Here is a 21,605-nt window from a genome sequence, read left to right as displayed (position 1 = left end):
TTCTCAGCTCGATTATGGCCAAAAAATCGCGCAACCGTGCCTCTGTGAAGCGAGGAAACCTGGAGCTACCCGAAGTAAATGTGGTAGCGGTGAGTGTGCCGTGCCAAAGCGTTTCCAAATCGCATGAATGGGGAATGGCAGCAGTTATCGTGACTTTATGTGCGGCTCTGTATGGCTGGACAGCGCATTTCCCACTCGTCTTCGATGATTATTTTTACATGCGGGAGAACCCGTTTTTCAAGGAATTTGGGACGATGCCGTTTTTCACAGATTTTAACGCATTCGTCTTAATGGCAAAGTCCCAGGGACTCGATCCTGATCTATCTCTAAACATTGCCTTACGCCCCTTAGCTTATGCGACGCTGTATTTGAATTTTATATTGGCTGGTGGTTTCGATCCTTGGGGATTCCGGGTGCTGAACATACTCTTTCATGCCCTCAATGGCTGTTTTTTATTCCAACTGGTGATGCAGTTGGCGAAAGCCATGGCGCAACGCAATCGATGGCCGCAGGGGGCATCACCGTTCTTCATCGCGAGTGTATCAGCGCTGCTTTTCACCGTTCACCCACTGGCAACGGAGTCCGTGACGTATATCATCCAGCGATTCACATCGATGGGGGCTACCTTTTTCCTGTTGGCCGTGCTATTGCATGTGATCTCACTCACAAGGGAAGGAGAGGGGAGCGCAACTCGCCGTGTGTGGTGGAGGTTTGCTTCAGTGCTTTGTGCCATAGCGAGCATGCTTACAAAGGAGGATGCTGTGATGGTGCCGGTCATAGCGGTGATGCTGGACTGGTTGGTGATCGGTTCGCCACTTCGTAGAGCTCTTTGGCGTGGGTTGCCACTCTTGCTGTGCCTGCCACTCGTTCCACTCCTCGTTATGGCGAGCTCTGCTGCTCTTCATGAGCATGACTGGAGTCCCTGGCGAGCACTCAATGTGCTGAATCGCACAGATATGCCATGGGGACGAATGGAGTATCCCCTCACGCAATTGACCGTGGTAGTGGAGTATCTACGGCTGCTACTTTGGCCAACGGGCCAAAATGTGCTGCCCTATTGGCCATCGTATGAATCTATGTGGCAATGGCCCGTGCTGCGCTCTGGGCTTTTGCTAGGTGTACTCGTCACTGCGATAGCATGGTGGAGGTGGTGGGGGCTACGTGTGAGCAGTAAAGCTGATCACCGTGCTTTACTTGCGTGGGCATCATTGTGCTGGTTTTTCGCTATAATAATGATCTCCTCAGGGCCTGTGCCACTGCCAGATCTCATCTCAGAGCATCGCACCTACTTGCCCTCAATCGGCATTTTCATACTTATTGCGTGTGTGTTGGATCGTCTGCGAGACGCAGTCTGTTTGAGGGGTCTTAGGCGGCAATGGATGGTGACGGTAGGCGTCGCCGCAGCGGTCCTGGGGCTCTCCATCGCGACTTGCATGCGAAATGAGGTGTGGCGCACCAATATCAGCTTATGGACGAATGCGGTGTTGGTGGGGCCTGAGCGTTCTGAATCATGGTCGAATCTTGGGGTCGCACAGGCAGAGGCCGGACTGTTGGCAGAGTCAGAGAGGAGCTTTCGCCAGGCAGTAGAGCTCGAGCCGCGCTTTGTAGCTGCGAGGGTGAACCTAACAAGCATCCTGCTCAAAATGGAGCGGTGGGATGACTGTGTTGAGACCACTCAGCACATGCTCGAAAAGGAGGAACTCAGGAGAGAGGCCACGATACACTACAATCAAGCGGCAGCTCTGGCAGGGATGGGTAAATTGGATGAGGCTGTTACCATTCTGAAAATGATCGTCTCACAGCGGCCAGATCACTTCCTGAGTCACCGCCTTTTAGGCGTCGTTTACCACCATTATCAGCACCGAGATCGAGCCGCAGAGCATCTTCGGCATGCCCAAACGTTGCTCCCAGGTGATCCTGAGGTGACTCGTTTGCTGCAAGCGATGAATCTATGATTCAGAATCTCCTTTCATGACAACAGAGTAGCGTTTGGCATGACCCGTGCAGTCGGGTGCGTGGAACTCATCTGGGTGCTCTACTTGTGACTTGGAATATTCAATTTCATACACCACATGATCATGCCCGTCACTCGACCGTTACAAAACGAGCTGACTTCCATGCCTGATTTCAGTTTTGTGGTGCCTTTGCACAACACGGGTGAGATGCTGCGTCCTCTTTTGGGTGCCTTTCGAGCAGAGGCAATGACACTTCGAGAAAGCTGGGAGTTGGTGCTCGTCGATGATGGTAGCACAGACGAGACACTAGTGGCCGCGCGCGGGATGTTGGAGAATTTTCCCGCCACAGTGACGCTCGTTGGCTTTGCGAGAAACTACGGTGAGCATGCGGCGGTTCTGGAGGGCTGGCGGCGTTCTAGAGGGCGCTTTGTCGTCAATCTTGATGATGATCTACAAAATCCAGTCAGTGAGGCGCGGCGACTTCTTGAGCATTTACGCCGGACCGGTGCAGAGGTCGTTTACTCGATCTATGCGGAGAAAAAGCACGCGCTTTGGCGAAACATCGGCAGTCGCCTTGCGAACAGGTGTGCCACATTTTTGTTGGGAAAGCCTTCTGGATTGTACCTCTCTAGTTTCCGTGCGGTGCGGCGTGAGCTTCTGGATCGTATCGTTTCTCATTCGGCTCCATTTCCTCACCTTGATGGTCTTATTCTCGGTGCCACTGACCGCATTACCACACTGGTTGTCGATCATGCTCCGCGATTAGAGGGGCGTAGCGGCTACACACCGCGTAGGCTCATGCGCTTGGCTTTGAGCTTGTTTTTTGATCACAGCATCATGCCACTGCGAGTCGCTGGGGTGCTGGGGGTGGCCTTTTGTGTCTTCGGAGCCCTTTTGCTGACTGCTGTAGTTTATGAGGTGGTTTCAGGTGGCACTAGGCAGCCTGGCTGGGCCTCTCTGATGGGTGTGTTAGCCGCCTTCAGTGGCACCCAGTTGCTTTTGCTCGGAGTTTTCGGTGAATATCTGGGCCGCGCCTACCTCACGGTCTCGGGCAGGCCACAATCACTCGTGCGTGAGGTTTTTACTCGTCCTGGAGGGCCTGACGCATGACCCCCTCGGACCACTATCTTTCTACTTCGGTGCCCGGCGCTCATTTGGTGAAGTTGTTGCAAGTGCCCGATCTCGGGCGCGGCGATCTCTGTGTTGCTGATCTGGCACACGCTTTGCCATTTGTGCCGCGTCGTTGTTTCTGGGTGAGTTCACCGCCGCCTGGAAGCGTGCGTGGAGACCATGCGCATCGAATTTGTAGCCAATTCATCTTTTGCGCCTCGGGTAGCTGCTTAGTCGAGCTCGATGATGGTAGCAGAAAAGCAGAGCTGCGGTTGGAGAGCCCCGGTGCGGGCCTATTGGTCCCGCCGATGGTGTGGGTAAAAATTTATCAGCATGCGCCTGGCACTGTGCAGATGGTCTTTGCCTCCCATGATTATGATTCCGACGACTACATTCGTGATTACGAGCATTTTATTCATCTACATAACGAATCAACAAACACACCATCACAGCTATGACTACACCTACCCAATCCGTCACAAACTCAGCCCGCGGCTGCAAAGTACTCCTGGTCGAGGATCATCCCATGTTCCGTGAGCACCTCGCTCAGCTCATCACACGAGAGCTGGATGTGATCATCTGCGGGGAGGCGGATAACATTCGCGATGCGATGCGTCTCATCGAAGAGCATCGGCCACAGATCGCTATCGTGGACATTACCCTGCGCGGTGGCTCCAGTGGTCTGGAATTGCTCAAAGACATCAAGGCTCTCGGCCTAGATGTGAATGTGCTCGTCCTCTCCATGCACGATGAAGACCTTTACGCAGAACGTGCCCTGCGCAGCGGTGCCCGTGGCTACATCACGAAAAACGAAGCGTCTTCTGAAGTCGTCCAAGCTATCGAGTGCGTCCTCAAAGGGGAGGTCTATGCGAGCAAACGCGTGACATCCCGCATGCTCGAGCGCATCACACAAAAGCGTGCTGGTGCCGAGTTCGCTGGACTCGAAACACTTGCAGATCGCGAATTGGAGGTTTTTCACATGCTCGGACGCGGGAAAAGCACGCGCGATATCGCCCAGATGCTCAATCTAGGGGACTCTACGGTCGAAACCTATCGTGCCCGCATCAAGGATAAGCTGGGTCTTCGCAGCGCCGCAGAGCTCTACCTGCGTGCGGGTCAGTGGGTGCGCGATCACGGCGCATGATCAAGAGCCATCTGACGGGGCAATCCAAGCGCAAGCCGGCGGTTTCTGCCCCATGCATCTACAGGGCAGCGCACAGCCCCAATCGGTGAAGTACAACATCCCGCGACAAAAATGCGGCATCAGGGCCGTAGGTTCACGCGCATGAATCTCCGCCCTCTCCTATTCCTCGCTGCCGCGCCTGCTTTCGCGGCGGATGCACCTCGACCACTGAATTTTGCCAATGACATCGCCCCCATTCTCACCAAGGGCGGATGCAATAGTGGCGGCTGTCATGGCAAGGCGGGGGGGCAGAATGGCTTTAAGCTCTCACTGCTCGGTTTTGAGCCGCAGGAGGACTATGAGCACATCGTCAAGGAGGCCCGCGGACGCCGCATCTTCCCTGCTTCACCCCAGCAGAGCCTTCTTTTGACCAAAGGCACCGCTCAGCTCCCACATGGCGGCGGCAAAAAGCTCGATCCCAACTCCGAAGACTATGCCGATCTCGTGCGCTGGATTCGCGAAGGCATGCCCTATGGCAAAGACAGTGATCCGAAGATGGCCAGCATCAGTGTGGAGCCTTCCAAGCTCACCATGCCGCTCAAAGGTGCCCAACAGCTCAAAGTCACCGCGCATTACACCGATGGCTCCACCCGCGATGTGACGAAGCGTGCTCTCTATGAGGCCAATGAGAAATCCATGGCCGAAACCAGCGAAACGGGCCGCGTCACACTCTTTGACCTCCCCGGTGATGTTGCCGTGATGGTGCGCTATCAGGGGAAAGTGAGCACGTTCCGCGCCACCGTGCCGCTCGGAGCTCCGGTGGCTACTTTGCCGCCTGTGAGCAATTTCGTGGACGATCTCGTTTTCGCGAAACTGAAGACGATCGGCATCCCTCCCTCCGAAATCGCGGATGAAGGCACCTTCATCCGCCGTCTCACGCTCGATCTCACGGGTCGGTTGCCGACAGCAAGTGAGATGAAGGACTTCATGGCCTCCAAGGCCGCTGATAAGCGCACCGCTCTCGTCGATCGCCTGCTCGACAGTCCCGATTACGCGGAGTTCTTTGCCAACAAATGGTCCGCACTGTTGCGCAATCAGCGTACGCAGCCTGTCTATGCTCGCGGCACTTATCTTTTCTGGCAGTGGATTCGTGACAGCATCGCGGACAACAAACCTTATGACAAATTCGTGCGCGAGGTCGTCGCTGCCGCTGGCGACATTGACCACAGTCCTCCTGTCGCTTGGTATCGTCAGGTAAAGGAGCAGAAGCAGCAGATGGAGGATGTCGCGCAGCTCTTCCTCGGCACCCGCATGCAGTGTGCGCAGTGCCACCACCATCCCTTCGAGAAATGGAGCCAGCAGGACTACTATGGCTTTGCTGCTTTCTTTGCCAATGTGGCTCGCAAGCCCGGCCCCTTCACCGGCATCAAGCCAGAGCAAGATCCGCGTCACGCCCTCGCCGAATGGATGAGTGCGAAGGACAATCCCTTCTTCGCCCACACCCTGGTGAATCGTTACTGGAAGCACTTCTTCAATCGCGGCCTCGTCGAGCCAGAGGACGACATGCGTGAGACGAACCCGCCCGTGAATCCCGAGCTCGCTCAGCGCCCTGGCCGCTGACTTCATGAAAAGCGGCTATGACATGAAGAAACTCATCCGCACCATCACCACGAGCACCACTTACCAGCTCAGCGCCGTGCCAAACGCACACAATGCCAAGGATCGCCAAAATTTCAGCCGCTACTACCCGAAACGCCTCAATGCTGAGGTGCTCTACGACGCCGTGAACACGCTGCTCGATGTGGAGAGCAACTTCGCCGGCCAGGCTCCCGGCACCCGCGCCGTGGCCCTGCCGGACAACAGCTACAACCAAAGCACCTACTTCCTAAGCGTCTTCGGACGCCCCGACTCCTCCAGCGCCTGCGAATGCGAGCGAACGCAGGAAGCCAGCCTCGCTCAAAGCCTGCATCTACTCAACGCCGCCGACATCCAGACCCAGGCTCGCCCGTGGCAATGGCCGCGCAGACACGCTGACCAAAGATTCTCGCCCCGATGACGACAAAATCACCGACCTCTACCACATCGCCCTCAGTCGCGACCCGAACGCCAACGAAGTGAAATTCGCCCGCGCTCATCTGGAAAAGAAAACCGCCGGCAAAACGGGCGATGAAGCCTTCAAAGCCAAAAAAGAAGCCTTCGAAGACGTCCTCTGGGCACTGCTGAATACGAAGGAGTTTTTGTTTAATCATTGATCGCGCTCAACAGAGCCCGTCTGTTCGCTCAAAATGGCCTCCGCTGACGGCGGAGTTGCAGGAGTAAGAGGCCTAAAAGCAACATTAGCATACGACTGGGTTCTGGCACGATGGAGAGGATACCTGTGTCCCGATCAAATAAGATGAATTGGAAAGGACTGAGGCCAAGTGCGGTATCGTTGAAGCTGAGGTCGGCGAGGATGGTGCCGGGGCCGGTAACCTGGAATAGTGTCCACCGGTCGCCATAATTAAAGGTGAGGAGATTGGGGTTTCCGAGTAGAACGGTTCCGCCCAGAGTGGGGTCAAGCTCGCCAAAGATCCGAATACGATCCGCAGCAGCGGCATTGGCGGTGAGATCACCACCACTTGCGAAGAGATCGAGACTGAGGGTGCTGGATGCGCCCAAAATCGTGCTGCCACTGCCAGAGGTGGATAGCGTGAGGGCGGAGGCGACGGGGCTGCTGAGTGTGGGATCGCCGACGACGAGGGCTCCGTTGAGGTAAATGTAGTTCCCGGCATCTGGGGCGATGCTACCGGTGCCAGCAAGGGTGGCTCCGACCGCGATGGTGAGATTGCCAGTGCCGGTGGCCGAACCGCTGCTGTTGCCCACGAGCAGGGTGCCCCCCGTCACGCTGGTGCCGCCGCTGTAGGAGCTGGCTGCGGTGAGGATTTGCGTGCTGCTGCCGTCTTTGACCAGCGTTCCAGCACCAGAAAGTGTGCCAGCAAAGGTGCTGCTGCCGCTACTGCTGCCAGTGGTGAGCGTGCTGCCAGTAGCCAGGATGATGGTGGAGCTGGCGGCACCGCTCAGTGAGGCGGCGCTATTGCTGGCGGTGAGCGCTAAAGTGGAACTGCCAGTGCCCACATCATCCAGGATCATCGCGGAGCGAGGAGTGGTGGGCAGGGCAGAGGAGACGCTGGCATTCAGCACGCCACCATCACGGATGAAAGTGGGGCCGTTGTAGGTGTTTGCGGCATTGAGGTTCACCGTGGTGCCCGCGACGACGAGGTCGGAGTTTGCACTCGCGCCGCTGATGCCGGTGCCACTGATGGTGATGCTGCCGCCGCCGGTGAGTGTGAGCGTGGTGCCGTTTTTCACCAAGCCTCCGGTGAGGGTCAAAGCGCCGCCACCCGCATGGATCATGGCATCGGTGGCTGCGGTGATAGCTGGTGCCACTGTTGACGAAGGCACCGCCACCGCTGATGCCGCTGCCATTGAGTGCCAAAGCCTCGGCGCTGGTGTAGGCGGTGTTGTTGAGTTTAAAGGCAGCACCGCTTTGAACGGTCGTACCTGCTGCGGTAGTGCCGAGGGCGCTGTTTGCCGTGACTTCGAGAATGCCAGCAGTGATGAGCGTGACTCCGGTGTAGGTATTATTGCCGCTAAGGGTCAGTGCGCCCTCGCCGAGCTTCGTGACACTTGCCCCGCTGCCGCTGAGCACGCCTGCAAAGGCCGTGGTGCTGCCATCGCCACCTATGGTGAGATTTTTCCCGCCTAGCACGACGCTGGTGCCCGCTGCTCCGGCTAGCGACCCGATGGTTTCGCTACCTGCCGTGATGCCTGAGAGATTCAAAGCAGCGCCCGAGGCGGTGAGTGAGACTGCTGTGCTATCAGGCAGCGTACCCGCCCCGGTGACGGTGAGTGTGCCGCCGCTGATCGTGGTGCTGCCGCCGTAGGTGTTCGCAGCGGAAAGAGTGAGTGAACTGGCGCTGGTGACGAGGTGCGAGTTCATCGCTGCGCCACTGATGCCCGTGCCGCTGACGGTGATGGCTGCTGTGCCTGTGAAGGTGGTGGTGACGGCGTCTTTGACGATGCCACCTGTGACGTTGAGAGTCCGCAGCGCCGTGATGCTGTTACTTGCTGTGAGTGATAGCGGACTACTGATTGTGTTCGTGAAGCTACCGGTAGATGTCAGCGTGCCGGTTCCTCCGTGATTCACTGTGCCATCAGACAGGGTGCCGCTGGAGAGAGTGAGCCCCGCTGCGCCAGAAAGCTCCATACTGCCACCCGAGATGGTGCTGCTGGTGACGAGCAGAGAACCTGCTGTGGACCGGATGGTGCCGCCCGTGTTCGCGACGGAGGCTGTTTTGAATTCCGTGGTGCCAGCGGAGTCGATGAGGCCGCTGTTGGTAAAGCTGCCGTTTTCAAAGGTCAGCGTTGATCCACTGACAGCGCGGACGATGCCGGTAGCACTGTTGGTGAAGCCATTGCTATTCGGGTCAATCCTCAGATTGCTGAGGCTGTTGGAGATGATCGTGCCGTGATTGATTAGGCTCAGCGTGTCAACGCCGATGCGCCCGCTGCCCTGAATTGTATGGCCTGCGCCATGAGTAAATACTTCTGTTCCCGCTTCGCCTGAGAAGATGTTATAGCCACTGTCATTCAGCGTCATCGTGCCCGTGCCGCCGAGGCTGGCATTGCCATAGAGGTGCAGGCGCGTGTAAACAAACCCACCGGCGGAGATGCCCATGCTGCCGTTGTTGGTGATGGCTGTGCCTGAGGCGAGATAGATGCCGCCGTATTGACCAGAGACATCCAACTGACCACCAGAGGCCACCGTCACCGTGCCGCCGATGAATCCGCCTTCATTCCCAGACACATAAAGCCGCGCTCCTGAGGCCACCGTGATCGTTCCCCCCGAGATGCTGGCATTGCGCAGGCGAATGCTGCCTTGATTCACGGCGGTCGTGCCTGTGTGGGAAAAGCTGGCTCCGCTCAAGTTTAGCGTGTCTGCACCGATTTTGGTAAAGCCACCACCTGTGCCGCTCATCGTGCCGGAGTAAGTGCCTGTGAACCTGTCCCCGCCAGTGGCAGTGAGCATCTTCCCGCCGAGCAGAATGGCTGTTCCTGTCCACCCAGCTAGCGATCCCACCGTCTCACCCGCTGCCGAGATGCCGGAGATGTCGAGGGTGGAGCCGGTGGCGTTCAGGTTCAGCGCACCCGCATCTGGCAGAGTGGCAGCGCCAGTCAGGAAGAGTGTGCCCGTGCCGACGGTTGTGGCACCCGTGTAGGTGTTCGCTCCGCTGAGGGTCACATTGCCAATCGTGGTCAGCCCATAGTTTGCCGTCTGCCCGATGGCTTTGCTCACCAGCAGCCCGCCGCTGCCGCCATTCAGCGTGCGGTTCCAGGTCATCGTCATTTCCATATCGATCGTTTGCAGGACGCTGCTGCTATTCACCACATCCCCACTGAGCAAAAGGCGGTTTCCACTCAGCGTGAAAGCATCCGCCCCACTGTTGAAAGTCAGGCTGTTGAAGTTCGTGCCTGCCGCGAAGTTGTTCACTGGTCCCAGTCGTGTGCTGCCGCCGAATTGGAGGTTCGCATTCGCCACTGGAGCTGTGCCGCCCCAGTTCGCACCCGTGGTCCAGTTGTCATCGCCACCCGCACCATTCCAGAGGCTTTGGGCATGGGCATGGCCCACCAGAAGACACGCGCAGAAGAGATAAATGGAGGTCTTCATGGTTTCAGTGGGTGATGATGCATTTCGGTAGGGCTTTTTTCAGGCGGGCGATTCCTTCGGGGCTGATGTGATGGTTTTGCAGCTTGAGTTTTTTCACGTTCTTGAGCTTGGTTAGCGGTTCCAAATGATCCTGACCTAGTAATTTGCTGGTGCTGCCATCGAGGGAAACTTCGGTCAGATGTGGCAGATCGGCGATCATCTCCAAAGATGTGGTCGATATCACGTCCATGGAGGCGGGTGACAGCTCTAGGCTGGTAAGCTCTGGTAGTGCTTTGAGGGCAGAGATGAGGAGTTCCGGAGCTTTGCAGCGCCGCAGGCCGATCTTTTGGAGATTTTGCAGTTTTGTTAAAGCCTCGGAATCAGGTGCTGTATCACGCCATTCAATGGAATTGAATGCGCTTAGCTTCGGCAGCTTAGCCACCTGTGCGGTGATCTCAGTGGTGAGTGAGCCAACGAGCGTCAGCTTTGTAAGCGCTGGCCAGAGGTTGCTTTTTTTCGGGAAGGCTTCTGCCGTGATCGGTGAGTTCAGTTCCAGAGAGACTAGCTGCGGAAAGCGATCTGCGATCATTCCGAGCATGGCTTGAGGGGCACCCTCCAGCCTGCCAAAGCGGAGGTAAATCATCTTATCATTCGGACGCAGCGCCTCGATCATAGGCAGCGTGTAAACACAATTGCCATAGTCGAGATGCTTCAAGTCTGGCAGGGTATTGATGGCCTGGGCGGCTGAGGCACCGAGAGGTACCTTTTGATTCAACATGAGCACTTGTACTGTGGGCACTTGCGACAGCAGCTCCCAGGGGAAGAATTCTGGTGCATTGGGGCTATGGCCGCTCTGATTTACTGCGTGCAATGACCAATCTTCCGGGGGTAACTCAGCGGCACTCTTGATCTCGAGTGGCTCCTTGGCACCTTTTTTGATGATGGCGACAGTGCGTTCAGCGGCAAAGACCCATTCAGCCAACTGACGCGCTGCCGTGATATCATCTTTAGCTGTAGCAGCAGGTGTTGGCGCAGGAGGCGCGGCAGGCTTGGCCTTCTCCACGACGACCGCTGCAGCCTTAGGCGCAGCTTCGGTCTTCAAACCTTCTCGCAGAGTTTTCACGGCCACGGCTCCGTCGAGGTCGGCGGCTTTCGTTAGCTCGGTTTGGAGGGCTTCAAGCGCGGCGTCATACTTGGCTTTGACCGGTGCGGCGGTTTGGTCGCGGCGGAGTTCGAGGTTCGACAAGGCGCTGCGATAAGTGAGCCGGAGGGTCTTGAGGGTTTCAGGCGCGGCGAAGTCGTCGGCGGGCAGTGGGGCAGCAGCTGCGAGGCGCTTTTTTTCGTCGCGGAGGGCCAGGGCGGTATCGAGCTGGCCTGCCTGGGTGGCGGAGGCTAGGGCGCGGTCGAGGGCGGCGCTGTATTTGGCGTTCAGATCGGTCAGGGCGGTGGCGTGACCAGCAGCGACTTCAGTTTGGTAGGCGGCTTCGTAGGCAGTGCGGAGAAAGGTGAGGTGCTGCTGGGTAGCTGGGCTTTGGGCAATGGCGGAAGTGACCAGAAGGCCGACAAAAAGATGGGCGGCAAAAAATGAGAAGCTCAGATAATATTGCCTCGCGTTTTTTTGCCGAGATGGATTGGGGATTGGGTTCATCAGAGAAAGGGCAGGTGAGCAATTATTACACCGGAGAGCTTTGAACGCCGCAGAGCTTAGAAAGGTTAGGCTTGGACTCTGCGGCGTTTCGATCTCTGCGGTGTGAATTGAGTAGTATCAGAAATTTGGGTTGTCTCGGCCGAGCTGGCATTTGGGGAGAGCTTTTTTGAAGGCGGCGATCCCGGCTTCCGTGACGCGGCTGGCAGGTAGCACGAGTTTTCCAAGCTTCTTCATGCCATGAAGCTGAGCCAGTCCGGCATCGGTAAGGTCGCTTTGGAGGAGGTCGAGTTCGGTGAGATTCTTTAAGGTTGTCACGGTGGGTATAAAATCATCAGATGGCACTGAACTGCCTGCGAGCTTGAGCGTGAGATGATCCAAGCTCGGGAACTTGGTGAGGTCTGTGAGGTCTGCGGGACTGCTACCCGCCAAAGGACAGCGGAAGGTTCTGAGCCTGGGTAGCTTGGCTGCTGCGGAGACCAGTCCGGGAAGATGCTTGCCGAAAGAAGCCTGTAGATGGTCCAAGTTCTTGAGCTTTGACAAATGAGTGGGGTCGAGTGTGCCAGCTCCGAGAAGCGTCAGTGAACTGAGTTCCTTGAGTGCGCTGAGGGCATCGACACACTCGGCAGAAAGATCACCCCGCGTGGTGAGTCCATGGAGTTTGGGCCATGCCTGGACGGCTTGGCAGGCGGCGAGGTTGTCCTGATCTTCTTTTGGACACCAGCCTAGGTTTTCGAGGTTTGGGAACTTTTTGGCAAGACTCGGCCCGGATGGATTGAGGTCTTCATCGCCGATCTGATGAATATGAAGATTCATCATCTGATCACGCGCTGTCAGGCTTTCGAGCGCTGAGACGGTCAGGGGAGCTTTGACGATCAGTTCCTCCAAACTAGGCAGGCTGGCGAGGTGCTGAAGTTGGTCATTCGTGATGGGTGTTTTGTAATTGATATTGAGAGAGGTGATTTCCCCTAACTGCCGCAAAAGTTCCCACGGGAAGGGGCTGACAGTGTCGTTGATGTTTAGAGTCTTGATGGAGAAGCGGCCTTTGGGTACTTCCTTGATCTTTTCGTTCATGCCGACGCGCCCAACGGAGGTGAGTGAGGTTGCTCCATTCGCCAGCACCCAGGCCATCATCTTCTGTGCGGCCTCGGGATCTGTGCGCGCAGGTCCGGCGGTGATACCTGAAGTAGACGGAGGGGCTTGAGGTAACTTTGCTGGAGCAGCGGGAGTGGTGGCTGCTAAAGCAGTCTTCACTTGTTCACGCAACTGCTTCACGGCCATGGCTCCGTCGAGATCTGCGGCTTTGGTAAGCTCGGTTTGCAGGGCTTCGAGGGCGGCGTCATACTTGGCTTTGACAGGGGCGGCAGTTTGATCGCGGCGGATTTCCAAGCTCGCCAATGCGCTGCGGTAGGTGAGGCGGAGGGTTTTGAGGGTTTCAGGCGCGGCGAAGTCGTCGGCGGGCAGTGGGGCAGCAGCGGCGAGGCGCTTTTTTTCATCGCGGAGGGCCAGGGCGGTGTCGAGCTGGCCTGCTTGGGTGGCGGCGGCTAGAGCGCGGTCGAGGGCGGCGCTGTATTTGGCGTTCAGATCGGTCAGGGCGGCGGTGTGACCAGCAGCGACTTCTGTTTGGTAGGCGGCCTCGTAGGCAGTGCGGAGAAGAGTGAGGCGCTGGGTTGTGGCTGGGCTTTGGGCAGATGCAGAGGTGACCAGAAGGCTGGCAAAAAGATGGAGGGCAAAAAGATGGAGAACCTGTCTGGCATCTTTTTGACGGCTTAAATTGGGGAAAGTTAGGATCATGAGGTTGGCATGTGTCATTTGTTGATCTTGCACTTCGGTAGCGCTTTTTGGAGTGCTTTGAAGTCGGTGTCGGTAAGGTTGGAGCCTCGGAGATCCATTTCCTTGGGCTGTTTCAGGTTCTGTAACTTTTCAATGGCGGCTGCTGAGAAGCGGCAATTGACCAGTTGAAGGATGTCCAGGCGCTTGAACTTGAGGAGCATTTCGACGGCTGCTTCATCGATCTCTGTTTTGACGAGTTTCAAGGTGTATAGGCCCTGGGGGAAAGAGCATTTGGCAATGATGTCAGAGGAAAGTCCTGGCGGGTTTTCGACTTCGATTTTGAGGAGCTTGGGGCAGCCGCTGAAATCAGGGAAGTCAGCAAAGGTGAGGCCTTCCATATCGAAGCTGAACCATCCGAGATTCCGCAGGCTTGCAACCTCTCGAAGGACACCCGGTGACTGCTTGGCGTTAAAGTTTACAGTCGTGAGCTGCGGCATCAGCGAAAGGCAGCCTTCTTCAATCGTAGATCCCGTGAAAAGATACAGCCTCGTGAGCTTTGGCAGGCGGGCGAGATGCTGGGCTAAAGCGGTTTTGATGCTTATAAAGCTATGAACTTCCTTCAGCTCCAGCCAGCCGGAGAGCGCTGCAAAAACGGCTTCAGCGTCCTTGCCAATTCGTTTGTAGGAGATGACCAGCTTGGTGACCGATTGCGTGCGCTCCTGTAGCAGATGGAATGTAGGCAAATCTTCCTGAGTTGGGGACACTTGCAGTTCTACGAGGTTTGGTAATAGAGGCATGGCTTGCAGACCTGCTTCAGTGACAGAGCCGATGCTCAACACGCGAAGTCCACCCAAGTGCCGGAAATGCTGCGTCTCTGCTTCGGTAAGTGCCCTGTCTGTGCCCAGGCCTAGGCGAGTCAATTGGCCCAAACCTGCCAGTGCAGACCATGGGAAGCCTTCGGCAGTCGGTCCCATGGATATCTCGGTGGCGCTGTATTTACCAGCAGGGGCGGTTTTGAGTTTTTCCTCGGGGCCGACGATGCCGAGGCTGGTGGTGACGGTGGAGCCATTGGCCAAGGCCCAGGCGATGATTTGCTGGGCGGCGGCGGGGTCGGTCTTGCCGTTGCTTTTGGCGGTGGCGAGCTTGCTGTTGCCAGTCGGAGCTGTGGGTTTGGCTACTGGGGCTGTCTCCGCCGGGGTGGTGGTTTTGGTGTCTGCGGTAAGGGCGGTGATCTTTTCGCGGATGGCGAGGGCTTCATCGAGCTTTCCGGCTTGGGTGGTCTGGGTGAGCAAACCTTGGAGCAAGGTGCGGAAATGCTCCTTCAAGGGCTGGGTGGCGGCATCGCGAGCGGCCTGGAGGGCGGTGATCTGCTGGCGGTAGGTAGCGCGGGCGGCTTTGAGCGTGGCGGGAGTCGTGTCTGCATCGACGGGCAGGGTGCCATCGGGCAGGAGGAGCTTTTTTTCATCCCGCAGGGCGAGGGCTTCGTCCAGGTTTCCGGCCTGGGTGGCGCTGGCGGTTAGGCGGTCGAGGGCGATGCTGTATTTCTGATTCAGGCTCAGCGACGGCGGCGAGGTAGGGTGCGGTGGCTTTGTCGGCGACGGCTTTATCGTAGCTCTGCTGGAGGGTGGCCAGTGAGGCGGGCGGGGTCTGGGCCGTGGTGATCGAGGCTGAGATCAGAAGGCTGGCAAAAAGATGGAGGGCAAAAAGTTGAGGGGCCTTTCTGACTGCTTGTTGCCTCATCTTTTTTGGACGGCTGGGATCGGGAGAGGAGTGCATATTCTGATGATCGTGTGCTTGGGTGGTTCAGGGCGTATAGTCCACTTTGCAGTTTTTGAGGGCTGTCTTGAGTGTCTGGGCGTCTTTTTCGATGATCTGGGGGATTTTTTGAAGTTTGAGGGTTTTCAGGGAGCGGTGGTCGGCTAGGGCAGTGAGGTCGGCCAGGGTGGTGGCTTCGGTAGCGGTGAGACTGAGTTCTTCGAGCTTGCGGCTGCCCTTGAGGGCCTTTGCGGTGGCGGCGGTGAAGGAGGTGCCTTGTAGCCAAATTTTTTGGAGGTCTGGCCATGTGGGCAGGGCGTCGGTTAGGGCCTGATCGGTAATGAGTATAGGCGAAGTAGCTTCCCGGCTCTTCACGCTGAATAGCTCCAGCTTCGGAAAGTGCTTGGCGAAGCTGGGGAGGTCTTTTTCGGCGACGAGATTGGCGGAGATGAAGAGAAATTTGAGCGTGGGCATCGTCGGCAAGGCGGCGACAGCGGCACTGTCGAGCGTGCTGTCACACTCGATGTTCAGCGAGAAGGGCTGAGTGAGGACGCTGAGACGGGCGAGATCAGCAGCGGTGATGGGTACGCTGGATTTGACGGCGAGATCCACGAGCTTGGGCGTCTGCTGGAGGAGTGCCCACGGGAAGGGTGTGGTGTTTTTCTCTGTCTCCATGATGCTGTGGATGTAAAAGTCCCCGGCGGGGAGCTTGGAGGGGTCGCTAACCCGCAGAAACTCCTTTCCGGCCATGACGGACATACGAGGCTTGCTCGCGGCACGGTCTTCGTGGATAAACTCAAAGATCTGGCGCTGAGTCATGGCTGGAAAGACGGCGGCAGCAGCGGGCGCGGGTGCTGGGCTGCTTTTTTGCTCAACGATCCAGGCCAGATCGGCGGCGGAGAGCCGTGTGAGTGGGAGTTGGTGGTGTTTCCCAGCGATGCTAAGGGTGACGCTGGTGGCGTCTGAGGCGATGTATTCGGCCTGGATTTTCCGGCCGGTGACATCCGTCCAACTGCGCTCTGCTGCGGCGCTGTGGTCTAGGACAAGGAAGCTCGCAGTGATGATCGCGAGAATCGAGGAAGGGCGGCGATAGGGCTTCATAGGCGTATAGGGTAGTAGTTTGACGGTATTTTCAAATTTTACTAAGGAGATATTCGAGTTCGGTTTTGGCGGCTTTATCAGTGGGGGATTCGAGGGTGGCTTTGATGAGACTCAGTAGTTCCTGCCGCCAGTGTTTGCGGAGGCGTGAGAGGCTCATTCGCACGGCTTCGACCGTCTTGCGGTGGCGGGTGGCGATGCGCTGGACTTGGTCTTCCTCCAGCGGATCGGCGAGGCTTAGGTAGGGGAGCAGTTCATCAAAACTGGGAAGCCGGAGTCCCCAGGCGGCGCGGGCTTTTTCGATGGCGGACTCGATGAGGGAACGTGCCCACTCGCGGTCAAAGAGGTGGCATGGTTCGATGAACTGAGCGGCTTCGTGGCGGTAGCGCTCTTCGGGGTCCAGGGAGTCCCAGAGGTGAGTCTGGCGCACGTCTCGCTTGGCGGCGGTGTCTTTTCGCCAGCGGCTGGAAAGGTAGTGCCTCAAGATGCCGAGCATGTAGGAGCGGAGGCGGCCAAGCTCTGCATCAGCACGGGAGAGGTCATCACTGTGCCGGAGAAGGTGGATGAAAAAGCCCTGGAGGTGATCCTCGGCATCTTGGTGACTGCATTTCAGCTCGGAGCGAATGAAGGCGTAGATGGGGTAGCGGTACTGCTCAGCCAGACTGCCAAAGGCGGCGCTGGCGGCGGCGGGATCTGAGGAGGCGAGGTTTTGCACGAGCTGCCAGCTAGTGGTGGGGAAGTCGGTCTTCGGAGGCTGAGTGGCAGGGGCTTTGTCCTTGGGCATGAGGGAGATATGTCGATTGGTGCTTTCTTGGTGCATCCACCTGATTCGCTAACCAGACTTTTTTCATTTTTTACCGTATGATCGGTGTGATGATGGTGACATCTGCGGGTGGTATCTCGGTGATGGCTTCAATCTCAAGCTTTCCGTAGCCGTGGTCGGTGGTGCCGTTGCCGATGTTTCGATAGTAGAGTTTCATGCCTGGACTCGGCCGGATGGCTCGGGTGCTGTAGCCTTCGGCGGGTGCCTCGATCATGGTTTCGTAGCTCTCTCCAGCTCGTGCCGGGGCGATGCCGTAGCCGTCTGTGTGGTGGTGAAAGCGCAGCCAGACATGGGGGCCGCCATGGCCTTTGACGGAGCTGTTTTCTCCTGCCTGCACGATTTGCCAGTCGAAGCTGCCGAGATTTTCCGGCGCGGCATAGTGGCTGAGGGCCACGCGTGTGCTGCGCAGTCCAGGCTCGGCGAACTGCCGCTGCCCACTGCCGATATGAGTGACGCGCATGATGACATAGCGGCTGCGGTAGAGGCAGATGGGCTGCGGCTGCGGCATCGAATGCCCATTCATGTAGAGGGTTTGCATGGCGTGGCCGGAGCTGCGTATTTTGAGGTGTTTGAAGCCGTCTTTCAGCTCTGGCCTAGCGATGCTATGCCGCCCTGGGCGGTAGGTGCCGATGGGGATGTTTTGACTGTTGAAGGCCCAGAGGAGGGTGATGTCCGCCTGGGCGTCGTCCTCCAGCCGGAGGTCGATCTGCAAGCTGCTGCTCGGTGTGGTGGAGGTGGCTTCTTTGGCCGCCACGAGCGGTGGAGGCTGGGCCGGAGAGATTTCTCCCGGCGCTGTTTTTTTCAGCACTGGGAAGTGCTGGGCAGAATCCCGGCGCAGGTGCTCGGTGAGGATCTTTTTGTGAAAGGTGACACCGCCATTCCAGGCGAGGAAGCCGATGTGCCCGGCAGGCCATTGGGTCAGGTTTGAACGGGCGAAGCGGCGGGCATCCCCGCGCCAGTCCACGATGATCTGCCCATCCAGCAAAGCACGCAATCCCTCACGCCGCACCTGCACGAGCGAGCGGTAGCGCTGGGCGCGATTCAGGTGTGCGGGCTGGGCCGTGCGCACCTCGGGCGTGTCCGGCGTCTCTTTCCCGTCCAGCCTGAGGAAGCTGTGATACGGGTGGCGTGAAAGTGGGGAGACATTCAGGCTCCACTCCACTGGATGGCCGTTCACCTCGAAGACCTGGCTCACAAAGGTCTCCCGCGTGTCATGATGGGCGGTGAACTCGATCTCGTAATCATACTCCTCCACGACGGGGAAGTGCGTGCTCAGGATGCTCGGTTTTCCGAGATTTTCAGCGACCATGAAGCCGCTTTTGCTATGCCGCCAGCCTCCCTCGGGAGTGCCTTTTTCCAGGTCAAAGAAGTTGAGCAGATTCGTCACCCTGGGCACCGTGCCGGTAGGTGCCTGGGGACTCGGTGCAGGCTGCTCACGGCTCCACCAGGCGGCAGTGATGATGAAGCCTATGCAGGCCAGCCCTGCCGCGAAAAGCCACCTGAGGCTGCGTGTTCGCGGTGCAGGCAGGGTCAGTGCTTGGAGTTGCTGCCGTAGCCCCTCTGCATCAGCCTGTCGCTGTGCAGGATCAGTCTGTAGAGCCTGTAGGATGATGTCATCCCAGCGTCTATCGAGGCCGGGCACTGCCTGTGATGGAGGCAAAAAAGCCCCCTGCGGAATCTGACCGGTGAGGAGCTGGTAAAGGGTGACGCCGAGGGCGTACAAGTCTGAGCGCACACTGGAAGCGCAGCCCAGCAGAAGCTCCGGTGCCACAAAGAAGGACGTGCCCATCACGAAGTTCGTGCGTGTCAGCTCCAGCTCGCCGGACTGGGGAGTGCTGGCCAGCCCGAAGTCGGCGATTTTGATGCGCCCCTCTTCCGACAGCATGATGTTTGTTGGCTTGATATCTCGATGGATGATGCCCCGCTCATGAGCCGCCTGGAGCGCCTCGCAAATCTCGATACCGAGGCGCAGCACCGTCCCTGCATCCAATCGCCCCTGAGCGGCCAGCTTTTTCCCCAGATCGCTGCCCTGCAAATGCTCCATGGCAAAGTACATCGAGCCATCCTGCAGCTCCCCCGCCTCATGGATGCCGATGATGCCGGGATGGCTGAGACAGGCTATGGTGCGCGCCTCCTGCTGAAAGCGCTCCGCATAACCAGCATCCGCCTCCCGGAGCAGTGCGGGCAGAACCTTCACCGCCACAGTCCTGCCTAGAGACCGCTGGAAGGCGCGGTACACCGCTCCCATGCCGCCGCGTGCGATGAGGCTATGCACTTCATAATCTGGTAATAGCGCTTGCAACGAGACCACGTCCGGAGGCACCCAGGTCGCGAGCGCAACGGACACGGGCGACTCAAGGGCTACACGACCCAACGCAGCTAGATCGAGCTTTGATCTAGTCTCAATTTGAGATACGGAATGGGGAGAAGCGGGCCGCAATCCACCGACATTAGCACATTTTTTAAATCGTAAGAGACACTTTTGGCGTTGCTACAAACGGCAGCTCAACGCTGAGAGCGATTGCGGGACAGATCGGCGCAAAGCATCTCGTAGGAAGTGTGAGACAAAATAACACCAGTCATGCCACACCCCATGTTCCGCCCCAATTTTCAGTTCTCAGTTCTCAGTTTACAATTTTCAGTTCTGCTGACTTTCGCTGGGTCAGCACTCTCCCAAGCCACCTTTCCTTCTCCGGTGCTCACAGGCATCACACCGCTCGGAGGAGCACCGGGGGCGAGTGTGGAGCTGACGCTGCGTGGAGCCGATCTGGATGGGCCGAAGGCTGTCATGATCGGAGATCGCTCGATTTCGCTCTCGACCGTGACGAAGGCAGCGCTCGTGCTGCCAGCGGACATGCCTGAGGGGATTCACGATCTGCGTTTTATCGGTCGATATGGTGTGAGCAATCCGCGGGTGTTTCAGATCAGCAAAAATGCGGTCACCGAATCTCCTGGAACCAATGCGAAGCCGGACAAGGCGCTGGCGGTGAAGGTCGGTGATGCGATTCAGGGTATCTTCAAAGCCACGACGCCGCAGTGGTTCAGCTTTGAGGCGAAGAAGGGGCAAGTCATCACCGCTAGCTACGACGGGCACCGCTTTGATACGCGCACTGAGCTGCTCGGAGCTATTACCGATGTCCAGGGGCGTGAACTTGCCCGCATGACGAATGGCAAGATGGTCTTCACTGCCCCAGCGGATGGTCTTTATCGTTTGCGGCTGCATGAGCTGATGCACCGCACCGGTGATGACTATGCTTTCCGGGTCGTGCTAGGTGTCACTAGTCCGAATAACCCGGCGGCTCAGGTCAGCCAGACGAGTCTAGCTGTGCCTAGTGCCATCAAAGGTGCCTTCCAGGGGATTCATAGCTATGATCTATCTTTCAAGGCGGGGCAGAGGTTCGTCATCCAGGTGCTCTCGCATCAGCTAGGGCATGCGACAGATCCGCATCTCGTGATCGAGAACATCAAAGCTGATGGCAGCACCACGGCACAGGCAGAAGTGGCCGACGCACCGGCCATCTCGCCTGCTCCAGGGCTCAAGCTGGAAAACCGCGACCCTGTTTACGCCTATGAGGCCAAAGCGGATGGCAAATTCCGCATCACGCTGAATGACAATTTCGCCACCTCACTGCCCTTTGAGTTAAACATCACCGAAAAGGCGGTCGATCGGCTCATGGCACTGAATACCGCACTGCCCAAAGCTGCCAACGCGAAGAATGCAGAGCTCGGTTATGCGATTGTCATGCGTGGCGGCATCCATGCGCTGGAAGTGGTGGCGATGAATCGGCACTCCTTGAGCGAGGCCATCGAATTGAGCGCGGACAAGCTGCCATCGGGGCTCACCTGCCTCGGTGGCTTCATCGGAAAGGGGCAATCGCTGGGCTACTTGGCGTTCCAAGCGGCGGCGGATGCTCCGGCGGGTGCAGGTCTTGTCCGAAGTATCCCCCAGTCTGCTTATGTGAGCTTTGTGGTGGCCGACACAGCTCGGGACAATGTGCTGGTTCGCTCCAGCGGCCCACCCTGCGTCGGTGTGAGCACTCTGAGCACTCCGGCACTCATCCAGACGGAAAAGACCGATATTCTGGAAGTCGCCGCCGATGCCAAGCTGGAAATCCCACTCAAAGTCACGCGTCACGCGCAGTTCACCGATGCGATCAAGCTCAAAGCCCTGGGACTCACGGATGTGGCGAAGGCCCCTGAGGCCGACATCCCGGCAAAAACCGCCGCAGGCAAATTCACGCTCGATGTGAAGGCGCTGAAGCTCGCACCTGGCGAATACGGTTTCATCCTGCAAGGCTCGGCCAAGATGAGTGTGCGGCGAAATCTCGAAGAATTGGCCGAAGCAGAGAAAAAGGTCAAAGAAGCCGCTGAGGCACTGAAACTCGCAAAGAATGATGAGGAGTTTGCCAAGCTCTCGAAGAAAAATTTGAAGTCATCGGAAGGGGTAGCGGAAATAAACTCCGCACTCAAGGAAACTGCCGATAAAGTCGCCCAGGCCACTTTAGACAAAACTGCCGCTGATACGGCCCTGAAGGCCCAAAACACAAAGGCCGCGCCAAAAGACGCGACCTTCATCGTGTGGTCGAACCCGATCCGTGTGCGGGTCGTGGCTGTGGCGGCGAAAAAGTAACCGCCGG

Annotated in this window: 13 protein-coding genes and 4 pseudogenes; 7 read left to right on the top strand and 10 right to left on the bottom strand. The window is 57.7% G+C overall.

Annotation, left to right across the window (positions count from 1 at the left end; genetic code table 11):
• Window positions 1-14: 14 nt before the first annotated feature.
• From IPK32_04115 to IPK32_04095, 5 genes and pseudogenes are all read left to right on the top strand, one after another.
• On the top strand, window positions 15-1,955 hold the full coding sequence (locus IPK32_04115; GenBank protein ID MBK8091184.1) for a tetratricopeptide repeat protein: 1,941 nt from the start codon (window positions 15-17) through the stop codon (window positions 1,953-1,955).
• A gap of 123 nt (window positions 1,956-2,078) precedes the next feature.
• A complete protein-coding gene (locus IPK32_04110; protein ID MBK8091183.1) occupies window positions 2,079-3,065 on the top strand; it encodes a glycosyltransferase in 987 nt (328 codons plus the stop codon).
• Window positions 3,062-3,523, top strand: coding sequence for an FdtA/QdtA family cupin domain-containing protein (locus tag IPK32_04105; GenBank protein MBK8091182.1), 462 nt, complete (start codon window positions 3,062-3,064; stop codon window positions 3,521-3,523). The genes IPK32_04110 and IPK32_04105 overlap by 4 nt, the downstream gene beginning before the upstream one ends.
• Window positions 3,520-4,209, top strand: coding sequence for a response regulator transcription factor (locus tag IPK32_04100; GenBank protein ID MBK8091181.1), 690 nt, complete (start codon window positions 3,520-3,522; stop codon window positions 4,207-4,209). The genes IPK32_04105 and IPK32_04100 overlap by 4 nt, the downstream gene beginning before the upstream one ends.
• 111 nt (window positions 4,210-4,320) lie before the next feature.
• Window positions 4,321-6,440, top strand: a pseudogene (locus IPK32_04095) (DUF1553 domain-containing protein).
• Window positions 6,441-6,468: 28 nt separating this feature from the next.
• On the opposite strand, the gene IPK32_04090 reads toward IPK32_04095, so the two are convergent.
• From IPK32_04090 to IPK32_04060, 7 genes and pseudogenes are all read right to left on the bottom strand, one after another.
• Window positions 6,469-7,536 carry an autotransporter-associated beta strand repeat-containing protein gene (locus IPK32_04090; GenBank protein MBK8091180.1) on the bottom strand — a complete coding sequence of 356 codons (1,068 nt, stop codon included), beginning with the start codon at window positions 7,534-7,536 and terminating at the stop codon, window positions 6,469-6,471.
• Between the two features lie 529 nt (window positions 7,537-8,065).
• A pseudogene (locus IPK32_04085) lies at window positions 8,066-8,905 on the bottom strand (hypothetical protein).
• A 186-nt stretch (window positions 8,906-9,091) separates the two neighbouring features.
• Window positions 9,092-9,256: pseudogene (locus IPK32_04080) on the bottom strand (autotransporter-associated beta strand repeat-containing protein).
• Between the two features lie 153 nt (window positions 9,257-9,409).
• Window positions 9,410-9,895 (bottom strand): annotated as a pseudogene (locus tag IPK32_04075) (hypothetical protein).
• Window positions 9,896-9,899: 4 nt separating this feature from the next.
• Window positions 9,900-11,522 (bottom strand): hypothetical protein, encoded by a 1,623-nt coding sequence (locus tag IPK32_04070; protein ID MBK8091179.1) that lies wholly within the window; start codon window positions 11,520-11,522, stop codon window positions 9,900-9,902.
• Window positions 11,523-11,639: 117 nt separating this feature from the next.
• On the bottom strand, window positions 11,640-13,313 hold the full coding sequence (locus tag IPK32_04065) for a hypothetical protein (GenBank protein ID MBK8091178.1): 1,674 nt from the start codon (window positions 13,311-13,313) through the stop codon (window positions 11,640-11,642).
• 14 nt (window positions 13,314-13,327) lie between these two features.
• Window positions 13,328-14,617: a hypothetical protein gene (locus IPK32_04060; protein MBK8091177.1), complete on the bottom strand. Its 1,290-nt coding sequence runs from the start codon at window positions 14,615-14,617 to the stop codon at window positions 13,328-13,330.
• Between IPK32_04060 and IPK32_04055 the strand changes: the two genes are divergently transcribed.
• Window positions 14,606-14,812 (top strand): hypothetical protein, encoded by a 207-nt coding sequence (locus IPK32_04055; GenBank protein ID MBK8091176.1) that lies wholly within the window; start codon window positions 14,606-14,608, stop codon window positions 14,810-14,812. The two genes, IPK32_04060 and IPK32_04055, sit on opposite strands and share 12 nt — an antisense overlap.
• A 283-nt stretch (window positions 14,813-15,095) precedes the next feature.
• On the opposite strand, the gene IPK32_04050 is transcribed toward IPK32_04055, so the two are convergent.
• Genes IPK32_04050 through IPK32_04040 form a run of 3 tightly spaced genes read right to left on the bottom strand, consistent with a single transcriptional unit; the run spans window position 15,096 to window position 19,243 of the window.
• Window positions 15,096-16,148 (bottom strand): hypothetical protein, encoded by a 1,053-nt coding sequence (locus tag IPK32_04050; protein ID MBK8091175.1) that lies wholly within the window; start codon window positions 16,146-16,148, stop codon window positions 15,096-15,098.
• Window positions 16,149-16,179: 31 nt separating this feature from the next.
• Window positions 16,180-16,965, bottom strand: a complete 786-nt coding sequence (locus IPK32_04045) for a hypothetical protein (protein MBK8091174.1) — start codon at window positions 16,963-16,965, stop codon at window positions 16,180-16,182.
• Window positions 16,966-16,999: 34 nt separating this feature from the next.
• Window positions 17,000-19,243 carry a serine/threonine protein kinase gene (locus tag IPK32_04040; protein MBK8091173.1) on the bottom strand — a complete coding sequence of 748 codons (2,244 nt, stop codon included), beginning with the start codon at window positions 19,241-19,243 and terminating at the stop codon, window positions 17,000-17,002.
• Between the two features lie 420 nt (window positions 19,244-19,663).
• Here IPK32_04040 and IPK32_04035 point away from each other — a divergent pair, with 420 nt between their 5' ends.
• Entirely contained in the window at window positions 19,664-21,598 is a 1,935-nt protein-coding gene (locus IPK32_04035) for a hypothetical protein (GenBank protein ID MBK8091172.1), read from the top strand.
• Window positions 21,599-21,605: the final 7 nt, after the last annotated feature.

This window comes from Verrucomicrobiaceae bacterium (assembly GCA_016713035.1).
Lineage (GTDB): Bacteria > Verrucomicrobiota > Verrucomicrobiia > Verrucomicrobiales > Verrucomicrobiaceae > Prosthecobacter.
The sequence above is the reverse complement of the archived record's forward strand: the minus strand, read 5'-3'. Positions and strand labels throughout refer to the sequence as shown.